Source organism: Bradyrhizobium sp. TM233 (assembly GCF_036247965.1).
GTDB lineage: Bacteria > Pseudomonadota > Alphaproteobacteria > Rhizobiales > Xanthobacteraceae > Bradyrhizobium > Bradyrhizobium ottawaense.
Window position 1 is genome coordinate 1 of the sequence record NZ_BTIG01000029.1, and the last position, 26,590, is coordinate 26,590.

Here is a 26,590-nt window from a genome sequence, read left to right on the forward strand (position 1 = left end):
GTGCTTTAATGGTTGCTACGGCACCGGTGCTTACCGCCCCTCCCGCACAAACCTGTTCCGCAACGTCCCGACGCCCGCAATGTCGATCTCCACGACGTCACCGTGCTTGATGTCGGGCGAGGCGCCGTCCGTGCCCATCCAGATCACGTCGCCGGGCCACAGCGTGAAATACTTCGTCAGCTCGACCAGGAACGGCACCACGCCAAAGATCATGTCGTTGGTCGCGAAGCGGTTGGTCTCCTTGCCGTTGACCCGGACGATCGTTTCCATCTTGTCGAGATCGGCCTCGGTCTCGATCCACGGTCCCATCGGCTTGAACGTGTCGGCATTCTTCGAGCGCCACAGGCTGCGGTCGGCCTTCTGCCAGCTGCGCTCGCTGACGTCGTTGCCGATGGTGTAGCCGAACACGCAATCCATCGCGTTCGCTTCGGTGAGGTGCTTCACCTTCTTGCCGATGACGACGACGAGCTCTCCCTCGTAGTGGATCTTCTCCGTCGCAAAGGACGGGATCACGACCTCCTCGTCATGCGCGATCAGTGCGTTCTGTGCACGATAGCCGATCTCGGGCCGGTCGGGCACGGCCGGCACTGTGCCGGCCTTGTCGGCGGCTTCCTTCAGATGCTTCAGATAATTGAGGCCGACGCAATAAAAGGTGCGCGGGATCAGCGGCAGCTCGATCTTGACCTGCGCCAAAGGATGCGTGCGCGAGGTGCGCTGCCATTCACCGAAGGGATCGCCGTCGACTGCGATGACCTTGTCGCCCTCGATGATTCCCCACGATGTCTTGCCTGTCTCAGTGAACTTCAGCCAGCGCATGTTGTGTACCCGCCATCATTCCGCGGCATCGCGCGGCTGCACCTTCCAGGCGCCGGCCGCCGGCCGCTTGAGCCCGAGATTTTCCCGTAGCGTCTTGCCGCGATAATCCTTCTGGAACAGGCCGCGGCGCTGCAGCTCCGGCACGACATGCTGGACGAAATCGGCGTAGGAGCCGGGGACGTAGGTTGCGGCGATGACAAAACCGTCGCAACCGCGCTCCACGAACATTTCCTCTAACTTGTCCGCGATCTCCTTGGGTCCGCCGACCATGGCGTCCTGCACCTGGCCGCGGCCGGAGAAGGTGACGAAGTCGCGCGCGCTCGGATTGCTCTTGCCCGAATTCTTCAGCACGCCGTCGCGGATGCCCAGAATGCCCTGCATGCTCTTCAATTCTTCCGTCGTCAGCGGTTCGTCGAGGTCCTTGGAGGCGAAATCGTAGTTGAGCGCTTCGGCGAGCAGCGACAGCGCGTCGATCTGGAGCGGCAGCTTGTTGATCAGCGCCATCTTGTCCTCGGCCTCGGCCTTGGTCGCCGCGCAGACCGGCGTCGTCAGATTGCAGAGGAACATCTGGTCGGGATTCCGGCCGGCCTTGGCGGCCTCGTTGCGCACGGAGGCATAGCCGTCCTTGGCGCCCTGAAGATTGCGCGCGGCGGTGAAGATCACCTCGCCCCATCGCCCGGCAAAGCGCTGGCCACGGCCGGAGGCGCCGGCCTGGATGATCACGGGATGGCCCTGCTGCGAGCGCGGCACGGTGAATGGCCCGCGTGACTTGAAGGCCGGTCCCTTGTGGTCGAGCCGCTTCACCTTGGCCGGATCGGCAAAGCGACCGCTTTGCTTGTCCATGATGAGCGCGCCGTCTTCCCAGGTGTCCCAATGACCGAGCACGACCTCCATGAACTCGTCGGCCTTGTCGTAGCGGGAATCATGTTCGGGATGTGAGTCGCGCCCCATGTTGAGGGCCTCACCGTCATTGAGCGAGGTCACGACGTTCCAGCCGGCGCGTCCGCCCGACATGAGGTCAAGCGTCGCAAAACGGCGGGCGACGTCGAACGGTTCGTAATAAGTGGTCGAGCAGGTTGCCCCAAGGCCGAGCTTCTCGGTGACCATGCCCATCGTGGTCAGCACGATCAGCGGGTCCATCTTCACGCAGCGGATGCCGTATTCGACCGTGTGGGCGTGGTCGTTGCCGTAGCGGTCCGGCATTGCCAGGCGATCGTCGAAGAAGGCCATGTGGAACTTGCCGGCTTCGAGAATCCTGCCGATCTCCTGATAGTAGTCCGCCGACATCGAATCGCCGCGCGAGTCCGGATGTCGCCAGGAACTCGGCAAGTTGGTGCAGTTCTGCGCCTGGAGGAAGCCGACCAGGACCATCTGCCGATTCATGCTGCTGTTCTCCTGCTGCCGTCAGGTCAGATCGAGGACGGTGTCGAGCCTGTATTCCCGCGCCAGCGCGCGCAGCTTTTCCCAGGTGGCATCCTCGATCTCGATGCCGTCGCGCAGACGCTGCTGCTCGCGCAGGCCCTCGATCTCGCCGGGATAGAACACGCCTTTGCTGCCTTCCGACGGCGGCGTCGATTTCAGATATTGCGCGAACTCGGCGACCTCGCGCTTGAACTCCTGCAGCGGCCGGAACGCGGCGACATTGAACACCGCCATGAAGCATCCGTCGTTGTGTCGTCCCGTAGGCTCGACGCCGAAGCCGAGACCGGTGAGCAGGCCGCACAGCACCTCGACCATGGCAGCAAGACCGCTGCCCTTGTAGCCCTCGGTGCCGCCGAGCGGCAGCAGCGCGCCGCCCTTGCGGTATTGGGTGGGATCGGTGGTGTGCCGTCCCTCGGCATCGATGATCCAGCCCGTCGGAATCTCCTCGCCGCGCGCGACCGCGAGCTGGATCTTGCCGGCCGCCACCGCCGAGGTCGCCATGTCCAGATAGAACGGCGCGTCGAGATCGGACGGCACCGCGATCGAGATCGGGTTGGTGCCGAGCCGCGCCTCCTTGCCTCCGAACGGCGCCACATGTTTCGGCGAGCGGCCGGAGTCCGCCGTGGCAATCCCGATCATGCCTGCGCGCATCGCCATCAAGGGGTAGGCGGCGAGGCGGCCGACATGGCTTTGCCGGAACACGGTGCAGGCAGCGACATTCGCCGTCCTGGCTTTCTCGATCGTCAGCGCCATCGCCTTGGCGTTGATGTGGAAGCCAAAGCCCCAATGGCCGTCGATCACGGTCGTGGTCGGCGATTCCTGGACGACGGTCCATTTGGCGCCGGGAACGATGTGGCCGGCCTTGATGCGGTCGATATAGGTGGGAACGGCGATCACGCCGTGGGAATCGTGGCCGGCAAGATTGGCGTTGACGCAGCCGACCGCGACGGCGTCGGCTTCTTCCTCGGAGGCGCCGGCGGCGCGGAGCAGGGCAGCGCTGACGCGCGTGAGGCGATCGGCCTTGACGATCGGCATGGCGTTCCCCGGGGTCCTGCCCTTGGCGGGCACTGATTGTTGGAGGCCATCGTCTCAAAGCGCAGCTGCGATATCAATCTCCCGTAAACCAATACAGGGCTGCAAATTCGTAAAGAGGTCGCGCCTCTCGCTCAGATTCGTCCCGTGCGGCGGTATTTTCGATAGTTTGCCTCGGGTCGTTCGCAGCTCGTTCACTTTGATCGATTGTTTGCAGCGCGCAATAACGACCACTTAGGCGATGGCCCCTCATAAAGGCACCCGGGAGAAATAGGCAGAAATGCCCGGGAGCTGAGATCGTGCCGACGACACTCGCGCGCACCTTTGCGGCGTTGAGCGCCATCAACGAAGCGATTCTCTATGCGAAATCGCCGGACGAGCTGTACCAGAAGGTCTGCGACGCCGGGTTTTCGAGCGAGGATTTCTTGGCCGTCGCCGTGTTCCTGGTCGAACCGGACGGCCGGCGGTTGCGATTTGCGGCCGGCTGCGGCGACGACATCCCGCGACTGCGCTCGATCCTGATCACCACCGAAGCCGGCACGCCCGAAGGATCGGGCGTCGGGGGCGAGGCGTTTCGCGATCAGAAACTGTGCATCAGCAACGATTATCTCAATGATCCGCGCTCGCTGGCGTGGCGTGTGGGGGCGGCCACGGCCCATATCGGCGCGGCTGCGGCGCTACCGTTGCTCTGCAACGGCCGCAGCGTCGGAGTGCTGTATGTGACCCGCAGCGAGCCGAATTCGCTGAACGACCAGATGGTCTCGCTGTTCGAGCGCATGTCGGCCAACATATCCTATGCGCTGGACAATTTCGCGCGCGAGACCGCACAGCAGACCAGCGAGCGGGCGGCGCGGCGGCTCAACCGCATGTTCGGCGCCATCAGCGCCACCAACGAGGCCATTCTGCGCGCCAAGACCGAGCAGGAGCTGTACCAGCTCGTGTGCGACGCCTCCGTCCATGGCGGCAAGTCGCTGGCGACGATCGTCCTGCTGAAGGAGCAGGAGTCCCACTGGCTGAAGCCCGTTGCCGGCACTGGTCAGAATCTGGAGCTCGTTGCCCAGACCAAATATTCCGTCGATGCCGCCAATCCCTATGGCCGCGGCATCTCCGGCAACGTCTTCCGCAGCCAAAAGCCCTTTGTCGAGGACGACCTCGCGAGCCGCACCAAGGGAACGCTGTGGGAGCAGGCCAATGTCAACACGGGGGTCGCAGCCTGCGTCGCGGCTCCGCTGGTCAAGTTTGGCAAGAGCGTCGGCGTCGTCCTGTTCTTCATCAGCAAGTCATGGGCCAAGGACGAGGAGGTCGTTGCGCTCTTGCTGCGCATGGCGGAGAACGTCTCGTTCGCGATCGAGAATTTTCACCGGGAGTCCGAGAAGGCCAGAATCGCCGCGGAGGAAGAACGTCTGGCACGCATGTATGCGGCGCTCAGTGCCACCAACGAGGCGATCCTGCGCGCGCGCTCGCGTTCCGAGCTGTTCGACCTCGTCTGCGAGGCGACCGCGAAGGGCGCCAAGTTCACCTCGGCCACCATCGCGCTGGTCGACCGCGACGCCGAGCTGCTGCGTGTCGTCGCCTGTTACGGGCCCAACGCCGACCAGGTTCGTAACTTCAAATTCTCGATCTCCGAGGAGGTGCCGGAGGGGCGCGGACTGACGGGCACGGCGTTCCGCACGCGCCAGCCCGCCGTCAGCAACGACGTGCTCGCCGACGAGCGCATCGCGCCGTGGCACGCCAGCGCCCGCCGCAACGGGATCGCGTCCTCTGCGGCGTTGCCGCTCTTCAACGGCGACCGGGTCGAAGGCGTGTTCCTGTTCAACTCTCCGGAGTGCGGCACCTTCACGGACGAATTCGTCGAATTGCTGCGCAAGCTCCAGGCCAATGTCGCCTTCGCGCTGGAAAGCTTCGATCGCGCCGGGGAGAAGGCGCAAGTGGACAAGCAGCGCAATCGCCTGACCGGAATGTTCGAAGCGCTCAGCGCAACCAACGAAGCGATCATGCGCGCCAAGACGCGCGAGGACCTGTTCGAGGCCGCGTGCCAGGCAGCTATCCTCGGCGACGTGTTCGCGTCGGCAACGATCGGTATCATCGACGAGGAAAACGAACTCGTTCGCGTCGTCGCGGTGAAGGGCCGCCTGCAGCAGCAAATGGCTGGACGGACCTGTCGCATTTCCGTCGACCATCCCGAAGGCGAGGGAATCATCGGTACTTCGCTCCGGACCCGCCAGCCCAGCGTCATGAACGACTATCTGAACGAGCCGCGGTCGGCATATTGGCGGACGAAGGCGATCGAGGATGGAACGCGGGCCGCCGCCAGCTTCCCGCTTCTAAAGGCCGGTCAGGAACCGATCGGCATCCTGCTTTTCCTTGCACCCGAGGAGAACACATTCACGCCCGATCTGGTCGAGCTGCTCGGGCGCCTTGCCGAAAACGTCTCCTTCGCGCTCGACAATTTCGACCGAGCCGAGGAAAAGGCCCGCACCGAGGCGCAGAAGGAGCGCCTGACGCGCATGTTCGCGGCCCTGAGCGCGACCAACGAGGCGATCATGCGGGCGAAGTCGCGCGCCGAGCTGTTCGACCTCGTCTGCCTTGCCGCCTCGAACGGTGCCAAGTTCACGTCGACGACCATCGCGCTGGCCAGGGCCGACAGCGACCAGCTGGAGATCGCGGCGAGCGCAGGCCCGTCCGCCGACACCACGCGGAACGTCCGCCTCTCCGTCGATCCCGAGCGGCCCGAAGGACGCGGAATGAGCGGCACGGCGTTCCGCACGCGCCAGCCCTGCATCAGCAACGACTATCTCAACGACCAGCGCGTAAGCGCCTTCCATGCCGTCGTCCGCGGCGACGGCGCGCGGTCCGGCGCGGCATTTCCGCTCATCGTGCACGACCAGGCCGTCGGCGTCATGATCTACATGTCGACCGAGCCGGCGACCTTCACGGCCGAGTTCGTCGAGCTGTTGCAGCGTCTGGCCGACAACGTGTCCTTTGCGATGGAGAATTTCGATCGCGCCGACGCCAAGAACGAGGCGGACGAGCGGATCGAGTACCTGGCCTCGCATGACAGCCTGACGGACCTTCCGAACCGCGAGACCTTCAACGGGCTTTTGCGCGAGGCGATCGACACGGCGGAGCGTCACGATCACCGTTTCGCGGTGCTGTTCATCGATCTCGACCGCTTCAAGGTCATCAACGATTCGCTGGGCCATGAGGCCGGCGACCTGCTCCTGCTCGAAGTCGCCAACCGCTTGCGCGGGGCGCTGCGGGAGAGCGACGTGGTGGCCCGCCTCGGCGGCGACGAGTTCGTGGTGATCCTCGACCAGTGCGGCGAGATCGACGACGTCCAGCGCATCGCGACCGGGCTGCTCGCGGCTCTCGCCGAGCCCATGGAGCTGGCCGGACACGAGTGTCACACCACGGCCTCGATCGGTATCGCGATGTATCCGGCCAACGGCTCCGATGCGCAGACCCTGACCAAGAACGCCGACATGGCGATGTATCTCGCCAAGGAGGACGGCAAGAACGGCTACCGCTTCTTCTCCAAGGAAGTGACGACGCAGTCGATCGAGCGGCTGTCGCTGGAGAGTGCGCTGCGCCGCGCGCTGGAGCGCGAGCAGTTCTCGCTGAATTACCAGCCCAAGGTCGACATGGCGACCGGCCAGATCACCGGCGTGGAAGCCCTGCTGCGCTGGGCGCATCCCGATCTCGGCAACATCTCGCCGGCTCAGTTCATCCCGCTCGCGGAGGAGACCGGCCTGATCGTGCCGATCGGCCGCTGGGTGCTGAGGGAAGCCTGCGCGCAGGCCATGGCCTGGCAGCGCCGCGGCTTGTTGCCGTTGTCGATGGCGGTCAACCTGTCGCCGCGGCAGTTCGCCGACGAGCATCTGTTGCAGGACGTCGACGAGGCGTTGGCGGCCAGCGGCATGTCGCCGGTGCTGCTCCAGCTCGAGGTCACCGAGAGCATGATGATGCGCAATGTCGGCCGCGCGCTCAAGGTGCTCGATGCCATCCAGAGCCGCGGCATCCGCCTCGCCATCGACGATTTCGGCACCGGTTATTCGTCGATGTCGCTGATGAAGCACTTCCCGATCGACACGATCAAGATCGACCGCTCCTTCGTACGGGACCTGCCACAGGATTCGGAAGACCAGGCGATCGCACAGGCCATCATCAGCATGGGCAAGGCGCTCGGCATGACCGTCGTCGCCGAAGGCGTCGAGAACGCCGAGCAGGAGGCGTTCCTGCGCACCCATGGCTGCGACGAGATGCAGGGCTTCCTGATCTCGAAGCCGCTGCCAGCCAAGCAGATGGCCGCGCTGTTGCGGCCGATGGTCCTGCCTATCGCCCCGCCGCTCCAGCCGGAGCCGGACGTTGCGGCGATGGAAGCTGCAGCGTCACGGCTGAAACGCGCTGTCGTCTGACGGCTGCGGGTGCAGCTCGCGGGCGTCGTGTTCCCCGCCCTCGGCCTTGCTCGGAAAATCCTGCGGTCCCGTCAGCGATGTCTGTTCGACGAACAGCGCGAGAATCGTGTGCGCGCCCTCGGCGAAGCTCGCGCCCTCGTTCAAACCGAGTTCGGCGCACCATGCGCAGCTCATCGGCTCCCGGTCATCGAACACTGCCATCGCGGGTCCCCACCACCAGGCGGGCGCAGGCGAGCGCTCGTCCGCGGGCACAATGTGCCAGCGGGCAAACTCTGCCATCACGCGTTCGAACTCCAGGCGTGCGGCCTGATGCATTCGTTCCATGCTCCCAGGGGGCCGCGACCGATGAAAGGCCGACGCGTCGACGTGATCGTGGCCTGACGCTCGGAAAAATCGGCTCGCGCAATCGGCCGAGCCATGCATGCCGGCATCGTCGCCGGCAGCGAAGGCCCAGTCTAGCCGTTCATGCCTCCGTCGAGCAAGGCGCGGGCGCCCCGATTGCCTAACGCTGTCTGAGCGGATGCGCCTTCTGGTGCCAGGCCCAGGCGGTGCGGATGACCGTCGCCAGGTCGGAATGACGCGGCACGAAGTTCAGCACCTTTCTCGCAGCGGAAGGATCCGCGACCAGATAAGTGGGATCGCCGGCGCGGCGCGGCTTGATGGTATGCGGCACCTCGCGGCCGGTCTCCTGCCTGATCGCGTTCAGGATCTCGCGCACGGAAAAGCCGGAGCCGGTGCCGAGATTGAAGCTGCCGCCGGCATGCCCCTCCTCCAGGAGCTTCAGGGCCGCGACATGCGCCGCGGCGAGGTCGGTGACGTGGATGTAATCGCGGATCGCGGTTCCGTCGGGCGTGTCGTAATCGTCGCCGAACACTGCGAAGTCGACATGGCCCTGCAGCGCCATCATGGCGCGGGGAATGAGGTGGGTTTCATTGTCGCGCAGCTCGCCGATGCCGCCGGCCGGATCGGCGCCGCTGGCGTTGAAGTAACGCAGGCAGAACGCGCCGAAGCCGTAGGCCGCGCGGTAATCGGCGAGCATCCGCTCGATCATCCATTTCGACGCGCCATAGGGGTTGATCGGTGCGCAGGGAAAGTCTTCCGGCAGCTCCTTGGAATCGGCATTGCCGTAGACGGCGCCGGTCGAGGAGAACACGATGCGATGGCAGCCGGCGTTGCGCATCGCCTGCAACAGCGACAGCGTGCCCTGAACGTTGTTGATGTAGTATTTCTGCGGATCGGTCATGGACTCGCCGACCAGGCTCGCCGCCGCGAAATGCATCACAGCCGTGATTTTGTGATCGGCGAAGGCGCGTGCCAGCGCCGTGCCGTCGAGCAGATCGCCCGTCACCAGGGGACCGGCAACGAAGCTGCGATGACCTGTCGAGAGATTGTCATAAACGACGGGCTGATAGCCGGCGGCGGTCAATGCGCGGCAGGCATGCGAGCCAATATAGCCCGCGCCCCCAGTGACGAGGACGGTCGGTCGGTCGGTCATGTCGTCTTCTGCTCTTCTCTTAGCGGAGGGGTTTGTTGCGGCTGAAGAGAAGATAGAGCGCGCGGGGGTTGGTGGTCAAATAGCGCCAGAGCAGGCGGCGCGGCTCGAGCAAGGTGCGCCAGGCCCATTCGAGTCCGACCTTCTGCATCCATTGTGGCGCGCGGGAACGGCTGCCCGATAAAAAATTGAACAGCCCGCCTGATGTCTTGATAACGCCAACATTGGTCAGGTGCGGCGTGAACTCTTCCACGAATGCCTGCTCGTTGGGCACGCCGAGCGCGACCCACAGATAGTCCGGCGCAAGCGCGTTGATTTCCTCGACCTTGGCGCGCAGCGCCTCGCCTCGCAGATAGCCATGGCTGCGCCCGATGATCTTGAGGTCCGGATACAGCTTCTGGACGTTCTCGACGGCCACGATGTTTTCGGCCTCGCTGGCGCCGAACATGTAGAAGGTGCGGCCGACCGCTTCCGCCTTGCGCGCGACGACGTGGAACAGGTCCGTGGTCGCGACGCGCTCGGGCAGGGGAAACCATGATTGCAGCCTCGAGGCCGCCACCAGCGGCTGGCCGTCGGCGTTGATCAGGTCGGCGGCGCGGAACAGGCGCTCGGTCTGCGGTTCCGTCGAGCAGCGCGCCAGCACCTCGCCATTGGCCGAGGTCAGGAATAACGGGCGGCCGATGCGATTGTCCGGATCGGTCGCTTCGATCATGAAATCGGCGGTCGCTTCCAGATCGATCGCGGCCATGCGGAGCCCGCCGACGGTGATTCGCGGCACGTCGGCCGTTGCTGCCCGTCCGTCGAGGTTGACGCGACGCTCAAGCATATTGTCTGCCTCGCTGGCGCGTTTGGAGTGCCGGGGTGAGCTCGTCCAGCACGACGCCGACGAGCTTGCGCTCGGCGCGGCCCAGCGCGGTGAGGATCTCTTCCAGGCTGTCGTTGATGTCGAGGCTGGTCGGCAGCACCGCCACCAGCGCGTCGGTGTCGTCGAGCAACTTGCGGCCGCCGGCCGAGAGCGGCATCGCCGGGCCGTCCAGGATCACGAGGTCATAGCCGCCTGCGGAACGCGCCTGCGCAATCGCCTTGCGGATCGCGTCGGCGGCCTTGCCGGCGTCGCTCTCGCCGGCCGGCAGCACCGAAATGCCGTTGACCGTCTTGATCTCGCGTGCGGCCTTGCTGCCGATCGAGAGCCAGCCGAGCCTGCTCGGCTCGCTCTTGCCGGGGCGGCTGACCCTGTTCGAGAGCGCGTGGGCCAGATGGTCGGCATCGATCATCAGCACGCGGGCGCCGTCGCGCGCTGCCGCGAGCGCGAAATTCAGCGCGATCACGCTGCGTCCGCTGGTCTCGTCGGCGCCGACGAGCGCGATGACCGGCATCGTCTTGTCGCCGGCGCGTCGGGCCACGGCCGTTCGCATATCGCGCCAGGCGTTGAGCAGCCGCGTCAGGGGAAAGCCGGGCCGCAACGTCGGCCAGCCCAGCCGGGTGAGGTCGACGCCGCCGCCGGTGGCGAGAATGGCTCCGAGCGTGTGGATGACGTCGGCCTCCTGGAGGCGCGCAATCAGCGGCTTTTCGATCAGGGGCTTTTCGACCATCTCAGGCTGCAGCGATGGCGCGGCAAGTTCAGGCAGGGCCTGCGCCACTTCCTGAGGTCGCGAAACCTGCGGAGGCTGCGGAGCTGCCGGAGCCGGCAGGACCTCGGGCGTGCGCGTTCTCTCCGGTACCGGCTTGCGCTCACGGCGGGCCGATGCGGGCGCCGGTGCGCCGACGAGCAGGAGTTCGGCCGCGGCGAACCAGCTCGACGCCGCGAGCGCGCCGAAGATGAAGCCGATCATGGCGAACAGGCTCATCGCGGGCGGGAACGAGCGCCGCTGCGGTACCGTCGCTTCGCCGATGACGCGGGCCGCCGAGGTGTTCAGCGTCTCCTGCTCCTCGGTCTCGCGCGAGCGCTTGAGGAAGGATTGGTAGACGTCGCGGCTGGCATCGGCCTCGCGCTCGAGCTCGCGCAGGCGCACGGCGGCCTGGCTGAGCTGGACGCTCTGCCGCTTCTGCGCTTCCAGCGCCCGGTTGAGCGAGGCCTCGAAGTCGCGGGCGCGTGTCAGATCGTTCTTGGCGGACTGCGCGAAGCGGTCGATCTCTTCGTTGATGGTGCGCTTGAGGTCCTCGACCTGCTTCTCGGTCTGGCGCAGCGCCGGATGGCGCGGCCCGAGCTCGCCGGCCTGCTCAGCATATCTCTTTCGCGCATCGGCATATTGCGCGCGCAAATTCGCGATGGTCGGCGATTGCAGCGCCTCCGAATTCGCGCCGGCATCGGCAGCGGTACGGCGGCTCGCCTCGATCTGGTCGAGCCGCGCCTGCGCGTCCATCGTCGCCGCGCGAGCCGCGGAAAGCCGCTGGTTGCTGGCTGAGAGCTGCTGATCGCTGATCAGCGCGTCCTGGGTGCCGACGAAATTGTTCTGGGCCTTGTAGGTGGCGAGCGTGGTCTCGGCGCTGCGCAGCCGCTCGCGCAGCTCCTTGAGGCGGCCGGAGAGATCGTTGGTGGCGCGCCGTGCGGCCGAGGCCTGCGAGTTGCGGGATTCGGTGAGGTAGGCATTGGTCAGCGTGTTGGCGAGCATCGCCGCTTTCGCCGGATCGGTCGACCAGACCTCGATGTCGACGATGAAGCTCTTCTCGGTCTTGCGGACCGTGATGTGCCGGTTCAGCGCGTCGAGCGCCCCAAGCTGCACTTCCTTCGTCTCCGCAGCGGAGGGCGCGCGGGGCTGCAGGCCGATCAGGCCGAGCAGCGACGACATCAGGCTCTTGCCGTCGCCGCCGCCGAATTCCGAATCCTTGTCGAGACCGGCCTGCTGGATCACCTTGAGCAGGACGCTGTTGGAGGTGATCAAGCGCGCCTGGCTCTCCACCACCATGGACATGCCGGAGACGTCCTGCGCGCGCGGCGTGAGCTCGCGGTCGACGAGCTGAAGCTCGCGCGGATCGACATAGAGCTGGGCGGTGGCGGTGTAGCGGGGCGTCAGGCTCTTGCCCACGGTGACGGCAAGCGTCGCGCCGAGCAGGGCAGCCGCGGCAATCGCGATCTTGCGCCGCCAGAGCAGATTGGCGAGCTCCAGCGCGTTGAAACCGGCCTGAGATCTCTGTTGCGGGGGCTCGGGTCTGGCCCGATCTATCGGCTGGTTATAGTCAAGCATGATCCCCAGCTTTCATTCCAAATGCCGCAGGCTGAGGGGCTATTCTTCGCTCTACGCCATGCACCCGGGATATAGGTGCCCAATCAACGCAACAGGGAAAATTAACCATACTCACTGAGGGACTATTCACCGAAATGGCAAACAAAGCGTTTAAGCGCTTGCCACTCCGCGGTGCGTCCTCGTGACGCCGGCGATGCCGGGGCTCCCTGGAGATTAACGGTTCGTTACCGCGCACGGCATGGCCGCGAGGCTCGGCTTGCTCTGCAATGGGCCGCGCGCGCGCCATGACCGTCAGCTCTTCCGCAGGATGACGTGATAGTCGCCGCGGCGGACGTCGACGCCCCGCGGCAGCACGGCGTTCAGCACGGCGGCGCCGGCGTCCACGAGCGCAGCGAACAGCGGCTTGCGCCGGCGCATCTCGGGATAGCGCGGGCTCTCGACCTCACGGCGGTAGATCATCTCCAGGCCGTTGGCGGCTGCGAAGGCTTCGAGCCGGGGCAGCGTCACCAGTGGATGGAAGAAGGTCGGGAATGGCGGCTCCCCGGGCAGTCCGGCATCCTTGATGCCGCGGATGTGCCGGTAGAACCAGACGTGGAACCAGTGCGGCGAATATTTGGTGACGACGCCAGACAGCGAGCGGGGATTGGGCGCGCCGATCAGGATCAAGCCGCCGCGCTTGAGCGCATCGCGGAAGTTCAGGAGCGCGGCGTCGACATGGGGCAGATGCTCGATCACGTTGTAGCAGATCACGAGATCGAAGGTCTCGTGACCGAAACGGTGGGTCTGCACGTCGCCGAGGATCGCCTCGTCCGCGTAAGTGTTGTTGCGGACCTGGTCCTCGTCGATGTCGACGACGGTGACCTTGCTGCGGTTCGGCAATTCCGGCGGCAGGACGCTGCACGAGCCGCCACCGGCTTCATAGATGGCGAGTTGGCCCTGCGGCAGTTCGCGGCGCAGCACGTCGTGAACGGCGAGCAGGCTGTCGCGGGCTTCGCCCGGGACGAGCTCGTGAAGCGCCTGGACGGGTGCAGCCGCCGCGGGGATCTGGATCGCCGTGGCTGTCGCAAAATCGATTGTGGCTGGCTTGTTCATGTTTTTGGACCGCGCTTGTTCTATTCAAATTTACAGGAAAAATATCGCGAGCCCGAAGAGCAAATCCGATGCCGCGCCGTCTCACCGGTCGCAGTGCTTAGGGTCGGGTTAATGCGCATGCGCATTAACTACGGCATTGTTCATGTTGGGTCGTCGTCGGCGCATGGACCGCGACTTGCAGTATCACGCGCGCATGATGTCGCGGGAGAAACCGGCGAATGCGGTTAAACGCATGATGTTGTTTCAGGACGGCCGGGAGACCGGGGCGAGGCACAGGCGCGCCCCTTCAACTGGCCGTTCGTTTTGGGACGCATCTGTCCCGCGACGATGCGCCGTCGCGGGACGTACGAATGAAGCAGGGCTTTTTCAACATATCTCGGACATCTAGAACGTCATGACATTGATCCCGACAGACCTGTCCGCCACGCGCATCTCGGATGCCGTGCGCGATCCCAACCGGGAGATCGTGGCGAGCTCCGGGGTCATCGACCTGTCGGTCGGTATCGTCGTCTGCATTCCCTGCTTCCGCCGTCCGCAGCATCTGCGATTGACGCTGGAGTCGCTTGCGAACCAGCGGACCCCACGTTCCTTTGCCGTCGTCATGGTCGAGAACGATGCCGCGCAGCGCGAAAGCGCGCCGGTTGCTGCGGAATTCCTGGCGGCCGGCAGGCTGCAGGGCGTCTGCCTCGTCGAGAAGCGCCAGGGCAATTGCCAGGCCATCAACGCTGCGTTCGAGACGGCGCAGGCGCTGTTTTCCGCCGCGACCCGCTTCCTGATGATCGACGACGACGAGATCGCCTCGCCGGACTGGCTCGAGTTGATGGTCCGCACCGCGGAGGCGACCGGTGCCGACGTCGTCGGCGGGCCGGTGCTGCCGATGTTCGACGACGACAGCAAGCCGTGGCTTTCGCGTCATCCAGCCTTCTGTCCCGCCTACGACTATTCCGGCGCGGTGCCGCTGATCTACGGCTGCGGCAATTGTCTGATCACACGGTCCGCCTTCGAGCGGTTCGATCGTCCCGCGTTCGACCTGCGCTTCAATTTCCTCGGCGGCGGCGATTGCGACTTCTTCGTGCGGTGCCGCGATGCCGGCATGATCTTCCACTGGACGGCGGAGGCGGTCATCACCGAGACCGTGCCGCAAAGCCGCACCAGCCTCGGCTGGATCGCCAAGCGTGGCCTGCGCATCGGCGCGATCAATTACCGCGTGCAGCACAAGGCCGCGCAGAGCGCGGCGGCCCGAGCGCGGGTGTTCGTACAGATGCTCGGGCGGCTGCCGCTCTCGCTGGTTCGGTCCGCAGGTCTGTTGACGTCGTCGAAGGCCGTCGTCGCGATGCATCCGGTGATGGTCGCGCTCGGCTCGATGCTCGCGGCGTTCGGGATCGAGCCAAAACCCTATGAGGCCTCGAAGATCGTGTCGTGACGATCAGATGCCGAAGCGTGCGAGGGCGGTCCTGGCCGCGGCGCGCGGCAACGCCTTGAGCGACCGCCGGCCGACCATTCCGAGATAGAAGAAGGCCTGGCGATATCGGCCGAAGCGCACCGCCTGCATCGCCGAGTAGGTGATGAGATGAAGTTCGGCGGCGAGCCGCAATCCGGCCGCCGTGCCCTCGGGCAGGCGCGCCAGGATCAGCCCGTCGTCGAATACCCGCGCAATGGCCGGGAAGAAATCCTTCGGTGTTCGCACCGCGGCATTCATGGTGTTGGCGGTGTGCAGGCGATAATCGAGCAGCAGTTTCGGCGCGAATTCGAACTCGCCGATTGCGGCCAAACGGCACCAGCAATGCCAATCCTCGCAATATCTGAGCGAGGTGTCGAAGCCGCCGATGGCACGGAAAGCCTCGGCGCGCGCGAGCGCGATGCCGCCATTGACGATGAAATTGCCGGCGGCGAGCCGCGTCAGCACGTCGCCGGACGGCTTCCGGCGCCCCTTCAGCAGGCCGCGCCGGCCGATCTGGTGTCCCTCGCTGTCGATCGTGTTGTAATCGCCGTAGACGAGCACCGCCCGCGGAGCCCCCCGTGCCGCCGCCAGCAGCGCCGCCACTGCGCCGGGGCGGAGGCGGTCGTCGGCATCGAGGAACAGAAGCCAGTCGCCGCGGGCATATCGCGCGCCGAGATTGCGCGCTGCCGACACGCCGGCGGAGTCATTCGTGATCAGACGCAGCCGCGGATCGCGGATGCCGCGGACGATGGCGGCGGTGTTGTCGGTCGAGCCGTCGTCCACGACGATCACTTCGCCCACCTCGCCCTGCGCCAGTGCGCTGGCGAGGGTTTCGCCGACATAGGCCGCAACGTTCTTGGCGGGAATGACCACGGACACCGTCGTGCTCGACGGCAGCGGCTGGCGAACCGCCGGAACGAGGCGCGTGGTGGCCGGCAAGTCGAGAACGTCTTCGGCGGTGATCTGAGCCACGGCTCGCCTTTAAGAGTCTGTTAACCAGGGCGTATCTGCTGAATGGATGATGCGATCGATCGCAGCATGTGCAGGCCCCGCGAATGATACTCGCATTACAGCCAGATCGTTGCCGGGAAGCCGTGCGGGGCGCTGGTTTCGTCAGTTAGCGTTAAGCCGCTGGCATTAAGCCTGTGGCAAATTTGGAAGAGAGCGACAGCCGCTCCCGTGCGAGAATGCGCATCCGGCTGCCGCGGATGGATCCAGTGCCCGCAAAGACCTTCGAACAAGACCCAGATGCGATGATCCTCAACCTCTTCTATGAGGACAAGGACGACCGCTGGTTTCCCGGCGATCGGCATCTGCGGCGCATGGCGCGCCGCTTGCTGCTCGGCGAGCCGCGCATGAGCGGTCAGCTTCGCGTGTTCCTCAATCTCTGCGCGGGACTCGACCGGCTCGGGATCCGCTATCGCGTCAACGATTACGGCTACATCGCGCGGCATCCCGGCGAGCTCGCCTGCATCATCGGCCGCACCTTCCTGCTCGACAAGTTCGCGTGGAAGAACCCGATCCTGCTCGGCGTCGCCGCCCACAATCATCCGCTCGACGACCCTGATTTGTTCAAGCGTCTGCCGGTGAAGAAGGTCGTGGTACCCGGCCCCTGGTACGTCGACATGTACCGGCCGTACTGGCCCGAGACGGAGGCCTGGCCGGTCGGTATCGACACCGATCTATGGGCGCCGTCGCAGGCCTCGCAGAAGGCCGTCGACGTGCTGATCTACGACAAGGTCCACTGGGACCGCGAGCGTTATGCGCCGGAGTTGATCGAACCCGTCCGCGCCCGGCTCGTCAGGGAGGGACGTTCTTTCACGGAGCTGCGTTATGGCAGCTATAAGGAGGAAGACTTTCAGGCCGCGCTGGCGCGCTCGCGCGCGATGATCTTTCTGTGCCAGAACGAGAGTCAGGGCATTGCCTATCAGCAGGCCTTGTCTTGCGGCGTGCCGGTATTCGCCTGGGATCCGGGCGGCCCGTGGCGAGACCCCGATTACTATCCGCACCGCGTGCAGTTCGCGCCGGTGTCGTCGGTACCGTATTGGGATGAGCGCTGCGGGGCCAAATTCGTCGACGTCGCGGGATTCGACGCGGGCTGGGAAAACTTCTGGGAAGGGTGCGCTGCGGGCGTGTTTGATCCGCGCGGCTATGTCCTGGACAGCCTCACGCTGGAGCAACGGGCGCTGCAGTATTACGAGATCGCGCGGAGCATCGTGCGGCAGCCGGCGGCGTCGCAGGCCTCCGGTGGCCCGGTCGATGGACGCTCGATGGGGTTAAGCCACGACCTGGAGCTTCCCCGGCGTCAGCAAATGTCTTGAGCCATGGATTGCAGCATGGACCGCAGCGCCGCCGACATCACTGACCTCGAGGCCCGATCGTTGGGGCGCGCCTTCCGCGACGGCCTTGCGGAGCTGAATGCCGTGCAGGCTGCGCGCTGCCTCGTCGCCGTCGCCTCGCTGCTGCTGGTGCTGGTGACGCTCGATCCGTTCCCGGACCTGCGCAATCCCGATGTCACCACCGTCGTCGGCGGACGAATGGCGCTGGCCTATGTTTCCTGGGGACTCCTCGCTGCGGTTGCGGTGCTGTTCGTCGCCACCACGGATGCGCCCGCGCTGAAGACCCTGGTGACACCGCTTCATCTCTGCCTGGTAGGCTGGCTGCTGATCAACATCGTCCTCTCCGAAAGCCCAGGCGTTTCGATCCAGCGTTTTGTGCTCGCCGCCAGCGTGACGTCGCTCGCCGTCCTGCTGCCATTGCTGCCGCCGACGCAGCGCAGCTTCAACCTGTGCCTGGGCGGAGCTGCGCTGGTGCTGCTCGCGCTCTGCTATCTCGGCGTCTTCCTCGCGCCGCAATATTCGATCCACACCGCGCTCGATATCAGCGAGCCGCAGCTTGCCGGCGACTGGCGCGGCAGTTTTGGCCACAAGAACATCGCCTCACCCGTGATGACCATCCTGGTCTATGTCGGCATCTACCTGTCCGCCGTCGGCTCGTTCGTGATGGGACCGGCGATCGCCGCGCTGGCCGGCATCTTCCTGATCTTCACCGGCGGCAAGACCTCGTCGGTGCTGTGCCTTGCGATCTACGCGCTCGCGTCGCTGGTCTATGTCACCCCCGGCCTGTGGCTGAAGCGGATCATCTGCTTCGTGCCGCTGATCGTGATGAACCTGCTGACGGTCGGCAGTGTCATGAGCCCGGCGTTGGGGGCGATGACGCGCTTGCTGCCGCTCGATCCGACCTTCACCGGCCGCTCCGCGATCTGGGAGTTCGCGCTCGCGGCCGTCGCCGAGAAGCCGATCATCGGTCATGGCTATGCGGCCTTCTGGGATGATGTCACGGCGCGGCAGACCGCCCAGGGCGCCGAATGGGCGACGTCGGCGGCGCATAGCCACAACAGCTATCTCGACCTCGCTGTCACCATCGGTCTGCCGGGGCTGCTGCTCGTGATACTCGTCTTCGTGCTCGGTCCTCTCGGCAATTTCCAGTCAGCCCAGACACACAATCGCAGTGGGGCGCTGGCAAAGCTGTTGCTGACCGTGTGGCTGTTCGGCCTCTACTACGGCGCGACCGAGACCTTCCTGCTCGAACGGCAGAATCCGATCTGGTTCATGTTCGCGCTCGCCGTGGCCGGCCTGCATTTCCTCGCCAGGTTCCAATGCGTCGAGCAGCTGGAACCGGAGCGCTGACAGCTTGTCGCAGTCGAGGCGATGGTGGCATCGGCTTAACGATAAGCGGCTAGGTCTCTTGTGGTGTGCGACAAAACATAATCTATCTCGAAACATTCAGTAATCGTATGCCTCGCAGATGACGTTCCTCAGCGTCGAGCAACCAGATGGTCTTGTGTCCAGCACGTCGAAAATCGCCGTCGATTTCGTGCGTGACTGGCGGCAGGCCGCGTCGCGTCTGAACGCCGGGCATCGCACCCCATTCCAGCATGGCTACTGGCTCGATGCATGGTATCAGGCGTTTCACGATTTTGCGCCGCTGATCGCGATGATCTCGGATGCCGCCACCGGCAGGGACATCGCGCTAGTGCCGATGGTCAGCCACATCAGGCGCGGCATCCGCATCGTCGAATTCGCCGATCTCGGCGTCTCCGACAACAACGCGCCGATCCTGGCGCTCGATGCCGCGTTGGACGCGGCGGCGATGGATGCGATCGGCGAGGCCCTGGTCGAGGCGTTGCGCGCCTTGCCGGACCGCTTCGACCTGCTCCGCCTGAGGAAGATGCCGGCTCAGGTCGGCGGCAAGCCGAATCCGCTGGTGTTGCTCGGGCGGATCGGCTCCTCGTCGCTCAACGGCAATGTCGTGCTGATGGGCGACGACTATGAGAACTATCAAGCGTCGATCAAGCGCATGCAGATGCCGCGTTGCTGGCGCGTCTTCAGCCGGCACGAAGGCGCGCGGTTCGAGATCGCCGCGGACGTTGCGCGCGCGCATGAGCTTCTTGACGTGATGGATGTCCAGCAGCAGGCGCGCATGCGCCAGCTCGGCTCGCGGTTCGTCCTCAACGACGACGCCCATGCCCGGTTTTACCGCGAGGTCGCCCGCCAGGGCGTCGCGGACGGCTATGCCGTCGTCACGGCGCTCGTCTGCGACGAGGGCACCGTTGCCACCGCGTTCGGCGTCAGATCCGGCGCGACCTATTACCTTCTGCGCATCAGCCACGCCGGCAATCCATGGTCGAGCTGCTCGCCGGGGCTGCTCGTCGCCGAGCGCACGATGGCGGCGTTGCATGCGGAGGGCGTGCGCCGTTTCGACCTCAGCATCGGCAATCAAGACTACAAGCGGCGCTTTGGCGCCGAGAGGGTGCCGCTGACCGACGTCAGCATCGCGCTGTCCTGGCGCGGGGCTCCCTTTGCGTGGCGCGACCATGCCGCGCAGGGCCTGCGCCGCCATCCCACGGCGGCCGCCCTTGCGGCGCGCGCCATGGGCAAGGGGACACGCTGAAGCGGCACTCCCGAACGGGAATGCCGCGACGCATCGGCGCTACCGATCAGCCATGGAGCTCAGCCATGGAGCTTCCTGGCGGTCTCCGCGATCTGGCGTCCCTGATAGCGCGCGCCGGCGAGCTCGTTGGCGCTGGGCTGGCGGCTGCCGTCGCCGCCGGTGATCGTGGTGGCGCCGTAGGGTGCGCCGCCGGTGACCTCGTCGAGCTTCATCTGGCCGGCGAAGCCGTAGTTCAGGCCGACCACGACCATGCCGAAATGCAGGAGGTTGGTGATGATCGAGAATAGCGTCGTCTCCTGGCCGCCATGCTGGGTCGCAGTCGACGTGAAGGCACCGCCGACCTTGCCGTGCAGCGCGCCCTTGGCCCAGAGCCCGCCGGCCTGATCGAGGAAGTTCGCCATCTGCGAGGCCATGCGGCCGAAGCGGGTGCCGGTGCCGACGATGATCGCGTCGTAATTGGCGAGATCGCCGATCTCAGCGATGGGGGCGGCCTGATCGACCTTGTAATACGAAGCCTTGGCGACCTCGGCCGGCACCAGCTCCGGCACGCGCTTGACGTCGACGGTGGCGCCGGCCTCGCGCGCGCCTTCGGCGACGGCGTTGGCCATCGCTTCGATGTGGCCATAGGCGGAATAATAGAGGACGAGAACTTTGGTCATGGTGGTCTCCGTTGGGGGGATGAGATGATTGGTTGATTGGAGCGTTACGCCGCGTCGACCAGCACGAGCTCGGTGTCCTCGAGCGCGATGATCTTCAGCCGGTCCTCGTCGCGGATCGCGGCGCCGTCGCGGGCGTTGACGCGCACACCGTTGATCTCGACTGAACCTGCCGCAGGCACGAGGTAGAGATGCCGCGCCTTCTGCGGTGCGTACTCCGCGCTCTCGCCGGCCTTGAGCGTGGTGGCGAGCACCCGCGCATCGGCGCGGATCGGCAGCGCGTCCGCATCGTCATCGAAGCCGCTCGCGATGGTCACGAGCTTGCCGGAACGATCCGCTTTCGGAAACGGCTTCGAGCCCCAGGTCGGCTGTCCGCCGCGCTGCGTCGGCTCGATCCAGATCTGGAAGATCCGCGTCCTGGTCGGTTCCAGATTGTACTCGGAGTGGCGGATGCCGCTGCCGGCGCTCATCACCTGCACGTCGCCCGCTTCAGTACGGCCCTGATTGCCGAGGCTGTCCTGATGGGTGATCGCGCCTTCGCGCACATAGGTGATGATCTCCATGTTGGCGTGGGGATGGGCGGGAAAGCCGGTGTTGGGCGCGATCTCGTCGTCGTTCCACACCCTTAAAGAGCCATGGCCCATGTTGTCGGGGTCATAATGGCTGGCGAAGGAGAAATGATGTTTTGCTTTTAGCCAACCGTGATCGGCGCCGCCGAGCTTGTTGAAAGGTCTGAGTTCGATCATTTGGTTTATCCCTGTGTGGGCGTCCTGAATGTCTGATGACCCTTGGATAAGCCTCCGTCTGTGGTATAGAAATAGAAACTGTTGAAACGCATTGTTTCCGTGGATGCCCCAATTGGACGGCCCTGATGGCAAAACTCCCTGATTTCGAGGCGCTCGCTATTTTCGCAAAAGTCGTGGAGTTACGGTCGTTTGCGGGGGCCGCGAGCGAGCTCGTCATGTCCAAGGCGACGGTGTCCAAGGCGGTGACGCGGCTGGAGGAGCGGCTCGGCGCCCGGCTGTTCAACCGCACCTCGCGCCGGCTTGCGCTGACCGACGCCGGGCACAAGCTCGCCGAGCGCGCGACGCGCCTTTTGGCCGACGGCGAAGCGGCAGAGAACGAGGCCCTGGCGCAATCGGTGGCGCCGCGCGGCCTGGTGCGGCTCGCCGTGCCCATGACGTTCGGCATCAAGGCGGTGGCGCCGCTGCTGCCTGAGTTTTTCGAGGCCTATCCGGAAGTCTCGGTCGACCTGCATTTGAGCGATGCGACCGTCGACCTGATCGGCGAGGGTTTTGACATGGCGGTGCGGATCGCGCGGCTGCCGGACTCCTCGCTGATCGCGCGGCGGCTCTTCACCATGCCGCGCTTCACCGTGGCTGCGCCGTCCTATCTGAAGAAGCATGGCCGGCCGACGCATCCGATGCATCTGGCCGAGCACAAATGCTTCAGCTACGCCTACATGTCGACACCCAATGTCTGGCACTACACCAATTCAGCCGGTGAGCAGGCCAGCGTGCGCCCGGGCGGCCAGCTTCGCGTCAACAACGGCGAAGCCGTGATGCCGGCGCTGATCGCGGGTCTCGGCATCGCCGAGCTGCCCGAGTTCATCGTCGGCGAAGCGATCTCGTCGGGCGCCGTCGAAGTGATCCTGAAGGACTGGAAACAGGCCGAAGGCGCCGTACACCTGGTGACGCCCCCCGGCGGCCCGCGTCCCGCCCGCGTCGAGGCGCTCGGCGATTTCCTTGCGGCCAAGCTGCCGGGCACATGCAAGCGGCGGACGCGCGGGAAGGTCAAGGCGTCGTAGGAAAGCGAGCGGCATCAATGACGGCTTCGCCTACGCCACCTTCACGCCGTCGATCGCGACGATGCGCAAGGCTGGTTTCAGCGTTTCTTCCAGCTGCGACTTCAATTCGTGAACGCGAGGGTCCCTCGAACGCCTCGCACAAACCGCGTATTGATGGACCGATTGCGCCAACGCACGCCGCGCTTCCGGCGTACGTGTCACGTCGGGCCTTGCAAGCCGCAGAACGATCGCGGCGAGATTCACCAGCATCTCGTCCAGGGCGACATCGATGGTTCCAAGTTTCGGCATCTGCTCACTCCCTGGGAGGGCAACAGCGGCTCCAGGCATGCGTTCCGGGCTGGGACGAACATGGCTAACGCTTCGTAAACGCTTGTTCTTGCCGATCGCCGCGCTAGGCTGGGAGCGAAGAAGAAAATTCGGGAGGGATCTGCCATGGATCGACGCGATGTCCTGCGCGCCGCTGCTGCACTGCCGTTGCTGCGCGCTGCGTTACCCGGACCGGCCTTCGCGCAAACCTACCCAGCCCGCAACATCACCATGATCGTGCCGTTTCCGGCCGGCGGACAGGCCGATCTCGCGGCGCGGCCGGTGGCGATGGCGCTGGAGCGGATCCTCGGCAAGGCTGTCATCGTCGACAACCGTGCCGGTGGCGGCGGCGGCTCGGTCGGCAATGCCGCGGCGGCACGCGCCGAGCCCGACGGCTACACGCTGCTGATGACGCTGTCCTCGCTCGCGGTGCTTCCCGAGGCCGACCGTCTGTTCGACCGTCCCGCCGCCTACGAGGTCTCGCAGTTCATGCCGATCGCGCGCGTGCTCGCCGATCCCACGCTGCTCGCCGTGCCCGCCTCCGCACCGTGGAAAACGGCGCAGGATTTCGTCGAGGATGCCCGGAAGCGCCCGGGTCAGATCACCTATGGCTCGTCGGGCCCTTACGGCACGCTGCATGTGGCGATGGAGATGTTCGCGAACAGCGCCGGCATCAAGCTGCTGCACGTGCCGTTCCGTGGCGCCGGTCCCGCACTCACCGCGATCCTCGGCGGCACCGTGCAGGCGATCGCCGCCGCACCCGGCACGCTGAAGCCGCAGGTCGACGACGGCAAGCTGCGCGTGCTCGGAAATTGCGGCGCGCAGCGCATCGCGAGCTTCCCCGACGTGCCGACCTTCCAGGAGCTCGGCTACAAGGACGTCGAGATGTACATCTGGGCGGGGCTGTTTGCGCAAAGTGCGCTGCCGACCCCGATCGCGACCCGCCTGCGCGAGGCGATGGCGCAGGTGATGGCGAGTCCCGAGGTGCTCAAGGCCTTCGAAACCTCGGGCAGCCTCGTCGCCTATCAGGATGCGCCGGCCTTCGCCCAATTCGTCGCGACCGACAGCACGCGGCTGATCGCGGCCGTGAAGAAGATCGGCAAGGTCGAGTAGGGGCTTCGCTCTAAAGCGCGATGCGATTAGGATGAATCGTCATCGCGCTTTAAGTTGTCTGTTTAAGCATGATCTTTTCGGAAAACCGCTGCGCACTTTTCCGGATCATGCTCTAGAATTCGCTGCGGACGACGCCCCGCAGGGTATGCCGGTCGTATCCCGGCGCGAACGCGCCCTCGTAAGACGCCTTGAACGATGTCGCGGCCGTGAGGTCCCATCGGATCTCGGCACCGGTGAGCGCCACCGTGCGTGCGCGCTCGACGCCGGTGATCGCGAACGGAATGCCGGGCGCGCCTTCGAGCGCAGCCGTAATGGTTGCTGCGTTGCCGGAAAACTCATGGCGTACGGCAAGGGTCGCGCCGAACTGTGCCGCGTGACCGTTCGGCATCATCATGCGGTGATGGGTGCGCAAGCCGGCCGTGCCGTAGCCGACGTCGAAGCTGCCGGCGCGCACCAGCTGATTGACGCCGGGCGCGCCGGTCTCGGAGAAGCTGCCCTGGCGCGTTGAATACCAGTCGGCCTTGGCGAATGGCTCGGCCGTAAAGCCCCATCCGGTCTCGAAGGGACGTGCGATGCCGAACGACGCGGCAAAGGTATTCGCCCGCGAGGACGCGGTTGCAGTCCGTCCCAGGAACGAGATCGTGCGGGAGGATTCCAGCGCCGCGAAGGAATAGCTGATGGCGGATGCGAGGTTGAATCCCCCGGCTTCGCCGCGTGCGTAGAAGCCGGCATGACCGGCATTGGCGTCGATGCGGTCGGCCCGGCCCGCCAAGCGCAACTGACCGGTCGATGCGCCGATCGCAAGGCCGGCCGTGAAGCCCGGCAGGTTCCAGAGATCGGCGCCGAGGGCCGCGCCGCCAACGGCCGTGCTGGTCCCGAAAGCAATGTTGCTCGTCGCCACCTTGTCCCAATTGCCGTACCCGCCGAACCAGACGCTCTGCACCGGCGCAGCGCGGCGACCACGCAGCGCCTTGCCGATCGGGTCCGCCGGCGCCTCGGCGTAAGCGGTGGCCGACATCCGCACGCTCTCGCCGCGCGACTGTGTGCCGGCGTTCCACATGAAGCTCTGGAACATGTCGGCCTGGTCCGCGGTGAAGCGGCGACCGTCGGCGTGAATCTGCCCGGCGAGATCGTCGAGGCCAGCCTTGATGCCCGATGTGCTGAGTGCGGCGAGCGTATTGATCGCGGTGCCGAGCGATCCCGATGCGCCGCCGGACTGGGCCTGATCCAGCGCGCCGGCCGCCGCCGTCTGGTTCGGCGTCAGGCCCGACAGCGTGCCGAAGCCGCCGATCTGTTGCAGGATGAAGTAGACATTGTTGGCATCATAGCTGAGCTGCCCCGAAACCAGCGGGCTGCCCGAGGTCGTGAGCGTCGCGAACGTGCCGCTGACGCCGCCGGTCGCGGTGAGGATCGTATATTGGGTGTTGGCGAGGAAGCCGGCGCCGAGCGGCACGATCTGCACCGTGCCGCCATTGAGCGTCGCCGTCCCCGTGGCCGCGATCTTGTCGGACTGGCCGCCGGGATTGATCTCGACCTGAAAGGTCGAGCCGGCGTTGAAGGTGACGTTGCCGCTGACGTTGAGGGTCCCGATCGAATTGCCGGGAGCGACCATGCCGCCATTGTTGACGACGATGCCGCCGACCGTGCCGGTGCCGCCGAGATAGCCGCCGTTGACGGTGACCACGGAGGGCAACGTGCCGTTCACGATCAGGCCGCCTGCATCCACCGTGGTGGCACCGTTGAAGGCGGTGGTGCCGGTCAGCGTCCAGACCGAGGTGCCGGTCTTTGTCAGTTGCTCGAACTCGTCGAATTGCAGTCCGGCTCCGAGATTGCCGAGATCGAACGAGGCGCTGCCGCTGCTGCCGAAATTCAGCGTGTCGGTGCCAGTCCCGCCGCGAACATTTCCGGTGATGGTCGAGCCGGGGGCGAGGCCCAGCAGGTCGTCGCCCCCGAACAGGCCGATCGCTCCGCTGCCGCCGCCCGAGATGGTTCCGGCATTGAGGACAGTGTCGGTGCCGGAAGAGCCCTGGATGGCGATGAAGAAGCCACCCGAAATCGTGCCGCCATTGATGAGCGTGTTGCCGCCGGCAATGAGCTGCACGCCGGTATGGCCGCCGCCGATCGATCCACCCTGATAGACAAGGACGACATTGTCGCTGGACGTGCCGCTGATCCGCAGTCCCGTCGTGTTTCCTCCGGTGCCGACGACCGTCCCGCGAATGTTGACGAGATTGCTGTTCGAATTGTCGATGACGATGGCCGCTTCGGCGTTGCCCGTACCCTCCGCGATCCCGCCGGCCGCGATCGTCACATTGTTGTGGCTTGATCCGTTGGAGAGCAGTACGGCTCCGCTGTAGGTCGAAGCTGTCGCCTGATTGTTGACGGTGACATGCGAAGCAATGGTGCCGTCAAACACGATCGCGGGAATCCCGGCGCCCGGCAGGAGCGACGTCAACGTACCGTCGCCGACGTTGACCGTGACGTTGCTGCCGCCGGTGGCGTTGATGTGATCGGTGTTGCCGAGGCCGGTGCAGGTCGCGACATCGCCCGAATTGAGCGCGCCAATCGTGCCGGTGCCGGCCACAGTGCACGCCGCGAGCGCCGGGCTCGGCATCAGGACCGGGAATGCGGCGAGCGCGAGGGGCGTCAACGCCGCGGTGACGAGCAGCCTGTGACGCAGGATGGCGGCCGTTGTGGCACTTTGCGCATAGGCCGGTATTGCAGTCGGCATCGACATTCCCCTCATTGCAACACGATTGCTAGCGGGGAAGCCCTCATGCTTCTTGGCGTTATGCGAAATGCCTTATGGCCAAAGGCGCAAGACGCCGGTTTGCGCCGGCGCTGTTGCGGCGCTGCCACG

Annotated in this window: 20 protein-coding genes; 7 read left to right on the top strand and 13 right to left on the bottom strand. The window is 65.5% G+C overall.

Going from position 1 to position 26,590, the window contains the following annotated elements; translation table 11 throughout:
• Positions 1-30: 30 nt before the first annotated feature.
• From AABA86_RS31545 to AABA86_RS31555, 3 genes are read right to left on the bottom strand one after another with little or no spacing between them, the layout of a single operon-like run.
• The gene (locus AABA86_RS31545; RefSeq protein WP_338309562.1) at positions 31-816 is read right to left on the bottom strand and encodes a fumarylacetoacetate hydrolase family protein; all 786 of its coding nucleotides are present in this window, start codon (positions 814-816) and stop codon (positions 31-33) included.
• A 15-nt stretch (positions 817-831) separates the two neighbouring features.
• Positions 832-2,199 carry an LLM class flavin-dependent oxidoreductase gene (locus tag AABA86_RS31550; protein ID WP_338309563.1) on the bottom strand — a complete coding sequence of 456 codons (1,368 nt, stop codon included), beginning with the start codon at positions 2,197-2,199 and terminating at the stop codon, positions 832-834.
• A 21-nt stretch (positions 2,200-2,220) separates the two neighbouring features.
• Positions 2,221-3,273 carry an Ldh family oxidoreductase gene (locus AABA86_RS31555; RefSeq protein WP_338309564.1) on the bottom strand — a complete coding sequence of 351 codons (1,053 nt, stop codon included), beginning with the start codon at positions 3,271-3,273 and terminating at the stop codon, positions 2,221-2,223.
• A 296-nt stretch (positions 3,274-3,569) separates the two neighbouring features.
• Here AABA86_RS31555 and AABA86_RS31560 point away from each other — a divergent pair, with 296 nt between their 5' ends.
• Positions 3,570-7,685 carry a bifunctional diguanylate cyclase/phosphodiesterase gene (locus tag AABA86_RS31560; RefSeq protein ID WP_338309565.1) on the top strand — a complete coding sequence of 1,372 codons (4,116 nt, stop codon included), beginning with the start codon at positions 3,570-3,572 and terminating at the stop codon, positions 7,683-7,685.
• On the opposite strand, the gene AABA86_RS31565 is transcribed toward AABA86_RS31560, so the two are convergent.
• The 5 genes from AABA86_RS31565 to AABA86_RS31585 all read right to left on the bottom strand — a co-directional run bounded on the left by AABA86_RS31565 (position 7,659) and on the right by AABA86_RS31585 (position 13,454).
• Entirely contained in the window at positions 7,659-8,000 is a 342-nt protein-coding gene (locus AABA86_RS31565) for a hypothetical protein (RefSeq protein WP_338309566.1), read from the bottom strand. The two genes, AABA86_RS31560 and AABA86_RS31565, sit on opposite strands and share 27 nt — an antisense overlap.
• A 187-nt stretch (positions 8,001-8,187) precedes the next feature.
• Positions 8,188-9,180, bottom strand: coding sequence for a UDP-glucose 4-epimerase GalE (gene galE, locus AABA86_RS31570; RefSeq protein ID WP_212253164.1), 993 nt, complete (start codon positions 9,178-9,180; stop codon positions 8,188-8,190).
• Between the two features lie 19 nt (positions 9,181-9,199).
• On the bottom strand, positions 9,200-10,003 hold the full coding sequence (locus tag AABA86_RS31575) for a WecB/TagA/CpsF family glycosyltransferase (protein WP_212253167.1): 804 nt from the start codon (positions 10,001-10,003) through the stop codon (positions 9,200-9,202).
• A complete protein-coding gene (locus AABA86_RS31580; protein ID WP_338309567.1) occupies positions 9,996-12,362 on the bottom strand; it encodes an exopolysaccharide transport family protein in 2,367 nt (788 codons plus the stop codon). Before AABA86_RS31580 ends, AABA86_RS31575 begins: the two co-directional genes overlap by 8 nt.
• Before the next feature lie 291 nt (positions 12,363-12,653).
• Positions 12,654-13,454, bottom strand: coding sequence for a class I SAM-dependent methyltransferase (locus AABA86_RS31585; RefSeq protein WP_338309568.1), 801 nt, complete (start codon positions 13,452-13,454; stop codon positions 12,654-12,656).
• A gap of 394 nt (positions 13,455-13,848) precedes the next feature.
• On the opposite strand from AABA86_RS31585, the gene AABA86_RS31590 reads away from it, so the two are divergent.
• Positions 13,849-14,877, top strand: a complete 1,029-nt coding sequence (locus AABA86_RS31590) for a glycosyltransferase family 2 protein (RefSeq protein ID WP_338309569.1) — start codon at positions 13,849-13,851, stop codon at positions 14,875-14,877.
• A 3-nt stretch (positions 14,878-14,880) separates the two neighbouring features.
• Here the strand turns inward: AABA86_RS31590 and AABA86_RS31595 are convergent, their stop codons facing one another.
• Positions 14,881-15,867: a glycosyltransferase gene (locus tag AABA86_RS31595; RefSeq protein ID WP_338309570.1), complete on the bottom strand. Its 987-nt coding sequence runs from the start codon at positions 15,865-15,867 to the stop codon at positions 14,881-14,883.
• A gap of 245 nt (positions 15,868-16,112) precedes the next feature.
• Between AABA86_RS31595 and AABA86_RS31600 the strand changes: the two genes are divergently transcribed.
• The 3 genes from AABA86_RS31600 to AABA86_RS31610 all read left to right on the top strand — a co-directional run bounded on the left by AABA86_RS31600 (position 16,113) and on the right by AABA86_RS31610 (position 19,848).
• Positions 16,113-17,216 (top strand): glycosyltransferase, encoded by a 1,104-nt coding sequence (locus tag AABA86_RS31600; RefSeq protein WP_338309651.1) that lies wholly within the window; start codon positions 16,113-16,115, stop codon positions 17,214-17,216.
• 15 nt (positions 17,217-17,231) lie between these two features.
• Complete coding sequence (locus AABA86_RS31605; RefSeq protein ID WP_338309571.1) at positions 17,232-18,584, top strand: O-antigen ligase family protein; 1,353 nt, start codon at positions 17,232-17,234, stop codon at positions 18,582-18,584.
• A 118-nt stretch (positions 18,585-18,702) separates the two neighbouring features.
• A complete protein-coding gene (locus AABA86_RS31610) occupies positions 18,703-19,848 on the top strand; it encodes a GNAT family N-acetyltransferase (RefSeq protein ID WP_338309572.1) in 1,146 nt (381 codons plus the stop codon).
• A 59-nt stretch (positions 19,849-19,907) separates the two neighbouring features.
• Here the strand turns inward: AABA86_RS31610 and wrbA are convergent, their stop codons facing one another.
• Both wrbA and AABA86_RS31620 read right to left on the bottom strand, forming a co-directional pair.
• Positions 19,908-20,507 (bottom strand): NAD(P)H:quinone oxidoreductase, encoded by a 600-nt coding sequence (gene wrbA, locus AABA86_RS31615; protein WP_338309573.1) that lies wholly within the window; start codon positions 20,505-20,507, stop codon positions 19,908-19,910.
• Positions 20,508-20,551: 44 nt separating this feature from the next.
• Positions 20,552-21,250 carry a pirin family protein gene (locus AABA86_RS31620; RefSeq protein ID WP_338309574.1) on the bottom strand — a complete coding sequence of 233 codons (699 nt, stop codon included), beginning with the start codon at positions 21,248-21,250 and terminating at the stop codon, positions 20,552-20,554.
• 125 nt (positions 21,251-21,375) lie between these two features.
• Between AABA86_RS31620 and AABA86_RS31625 the strand changes: the two genes are divergently transcribed.
• Complete coding sequence (locus AABA86_RS31625) at positions 21,376-22,311, top strand: LysR family transcriptional regulator (protein WP_338309575.1); 936 nt, start codon at positions 21,376-21,378, stop codon at positions 22,309-22,311.
• A gap of 30 nt (positions 22,312-22,341) precedes the next feature.
• On the opposite strand, the gene AABA86_RS31630 is transcribed toward AABA86_RS31625, so the two are convergent.
• Positions 22,342-22,599, bottom strand: a complete 258-nt coding sequence (locus AABA86_RS31630; RefSeq protein ID WP_212253194.1) for a hypothetical protein — start codon at positions 22,597-22,599, stop codon at positions 22,342-22,344.
• Between the two features lie 144 nt (positions 22,600-22,743).
• Here AABA86_RS31630 and AABA86_RS31635 point away from each other — a divergent pair, with 144 nt between their 5' ends.
• Positions 22,744-23,730, top strand: coding sequence for a tripartite tricarboxylate transporter substrate binding protein (locus AABA86_RS31635; protein ID WP_212253196.1), 987 nt, complete (start codon positions 22,744-22,746; stop codon positions 23,728-23,730).
• 112 nt (positions 23,731-23,842) lie between these two features.
• Here the strand turns inward: AABA86_RS31635 and AABA86_RS31640 are convergent, their stop codons facing one another.
• Positions 23,843-26,461 carry an autotransporter outer membrane beta-barrel domain-containing protein gene (locus AABA86_RS31640; protein ID WP_338309576.1) on the bottom strand — a complete coding sequence of 873 codons (2,619 nt, stop codon included), beginning with the start codon at positions 26,459-26,461 and terminating at the stop codon, positions 23,843-23,845.
• Between the last annotated feature and the right edge of the window lie 129 nt (positions 26,462-26,590).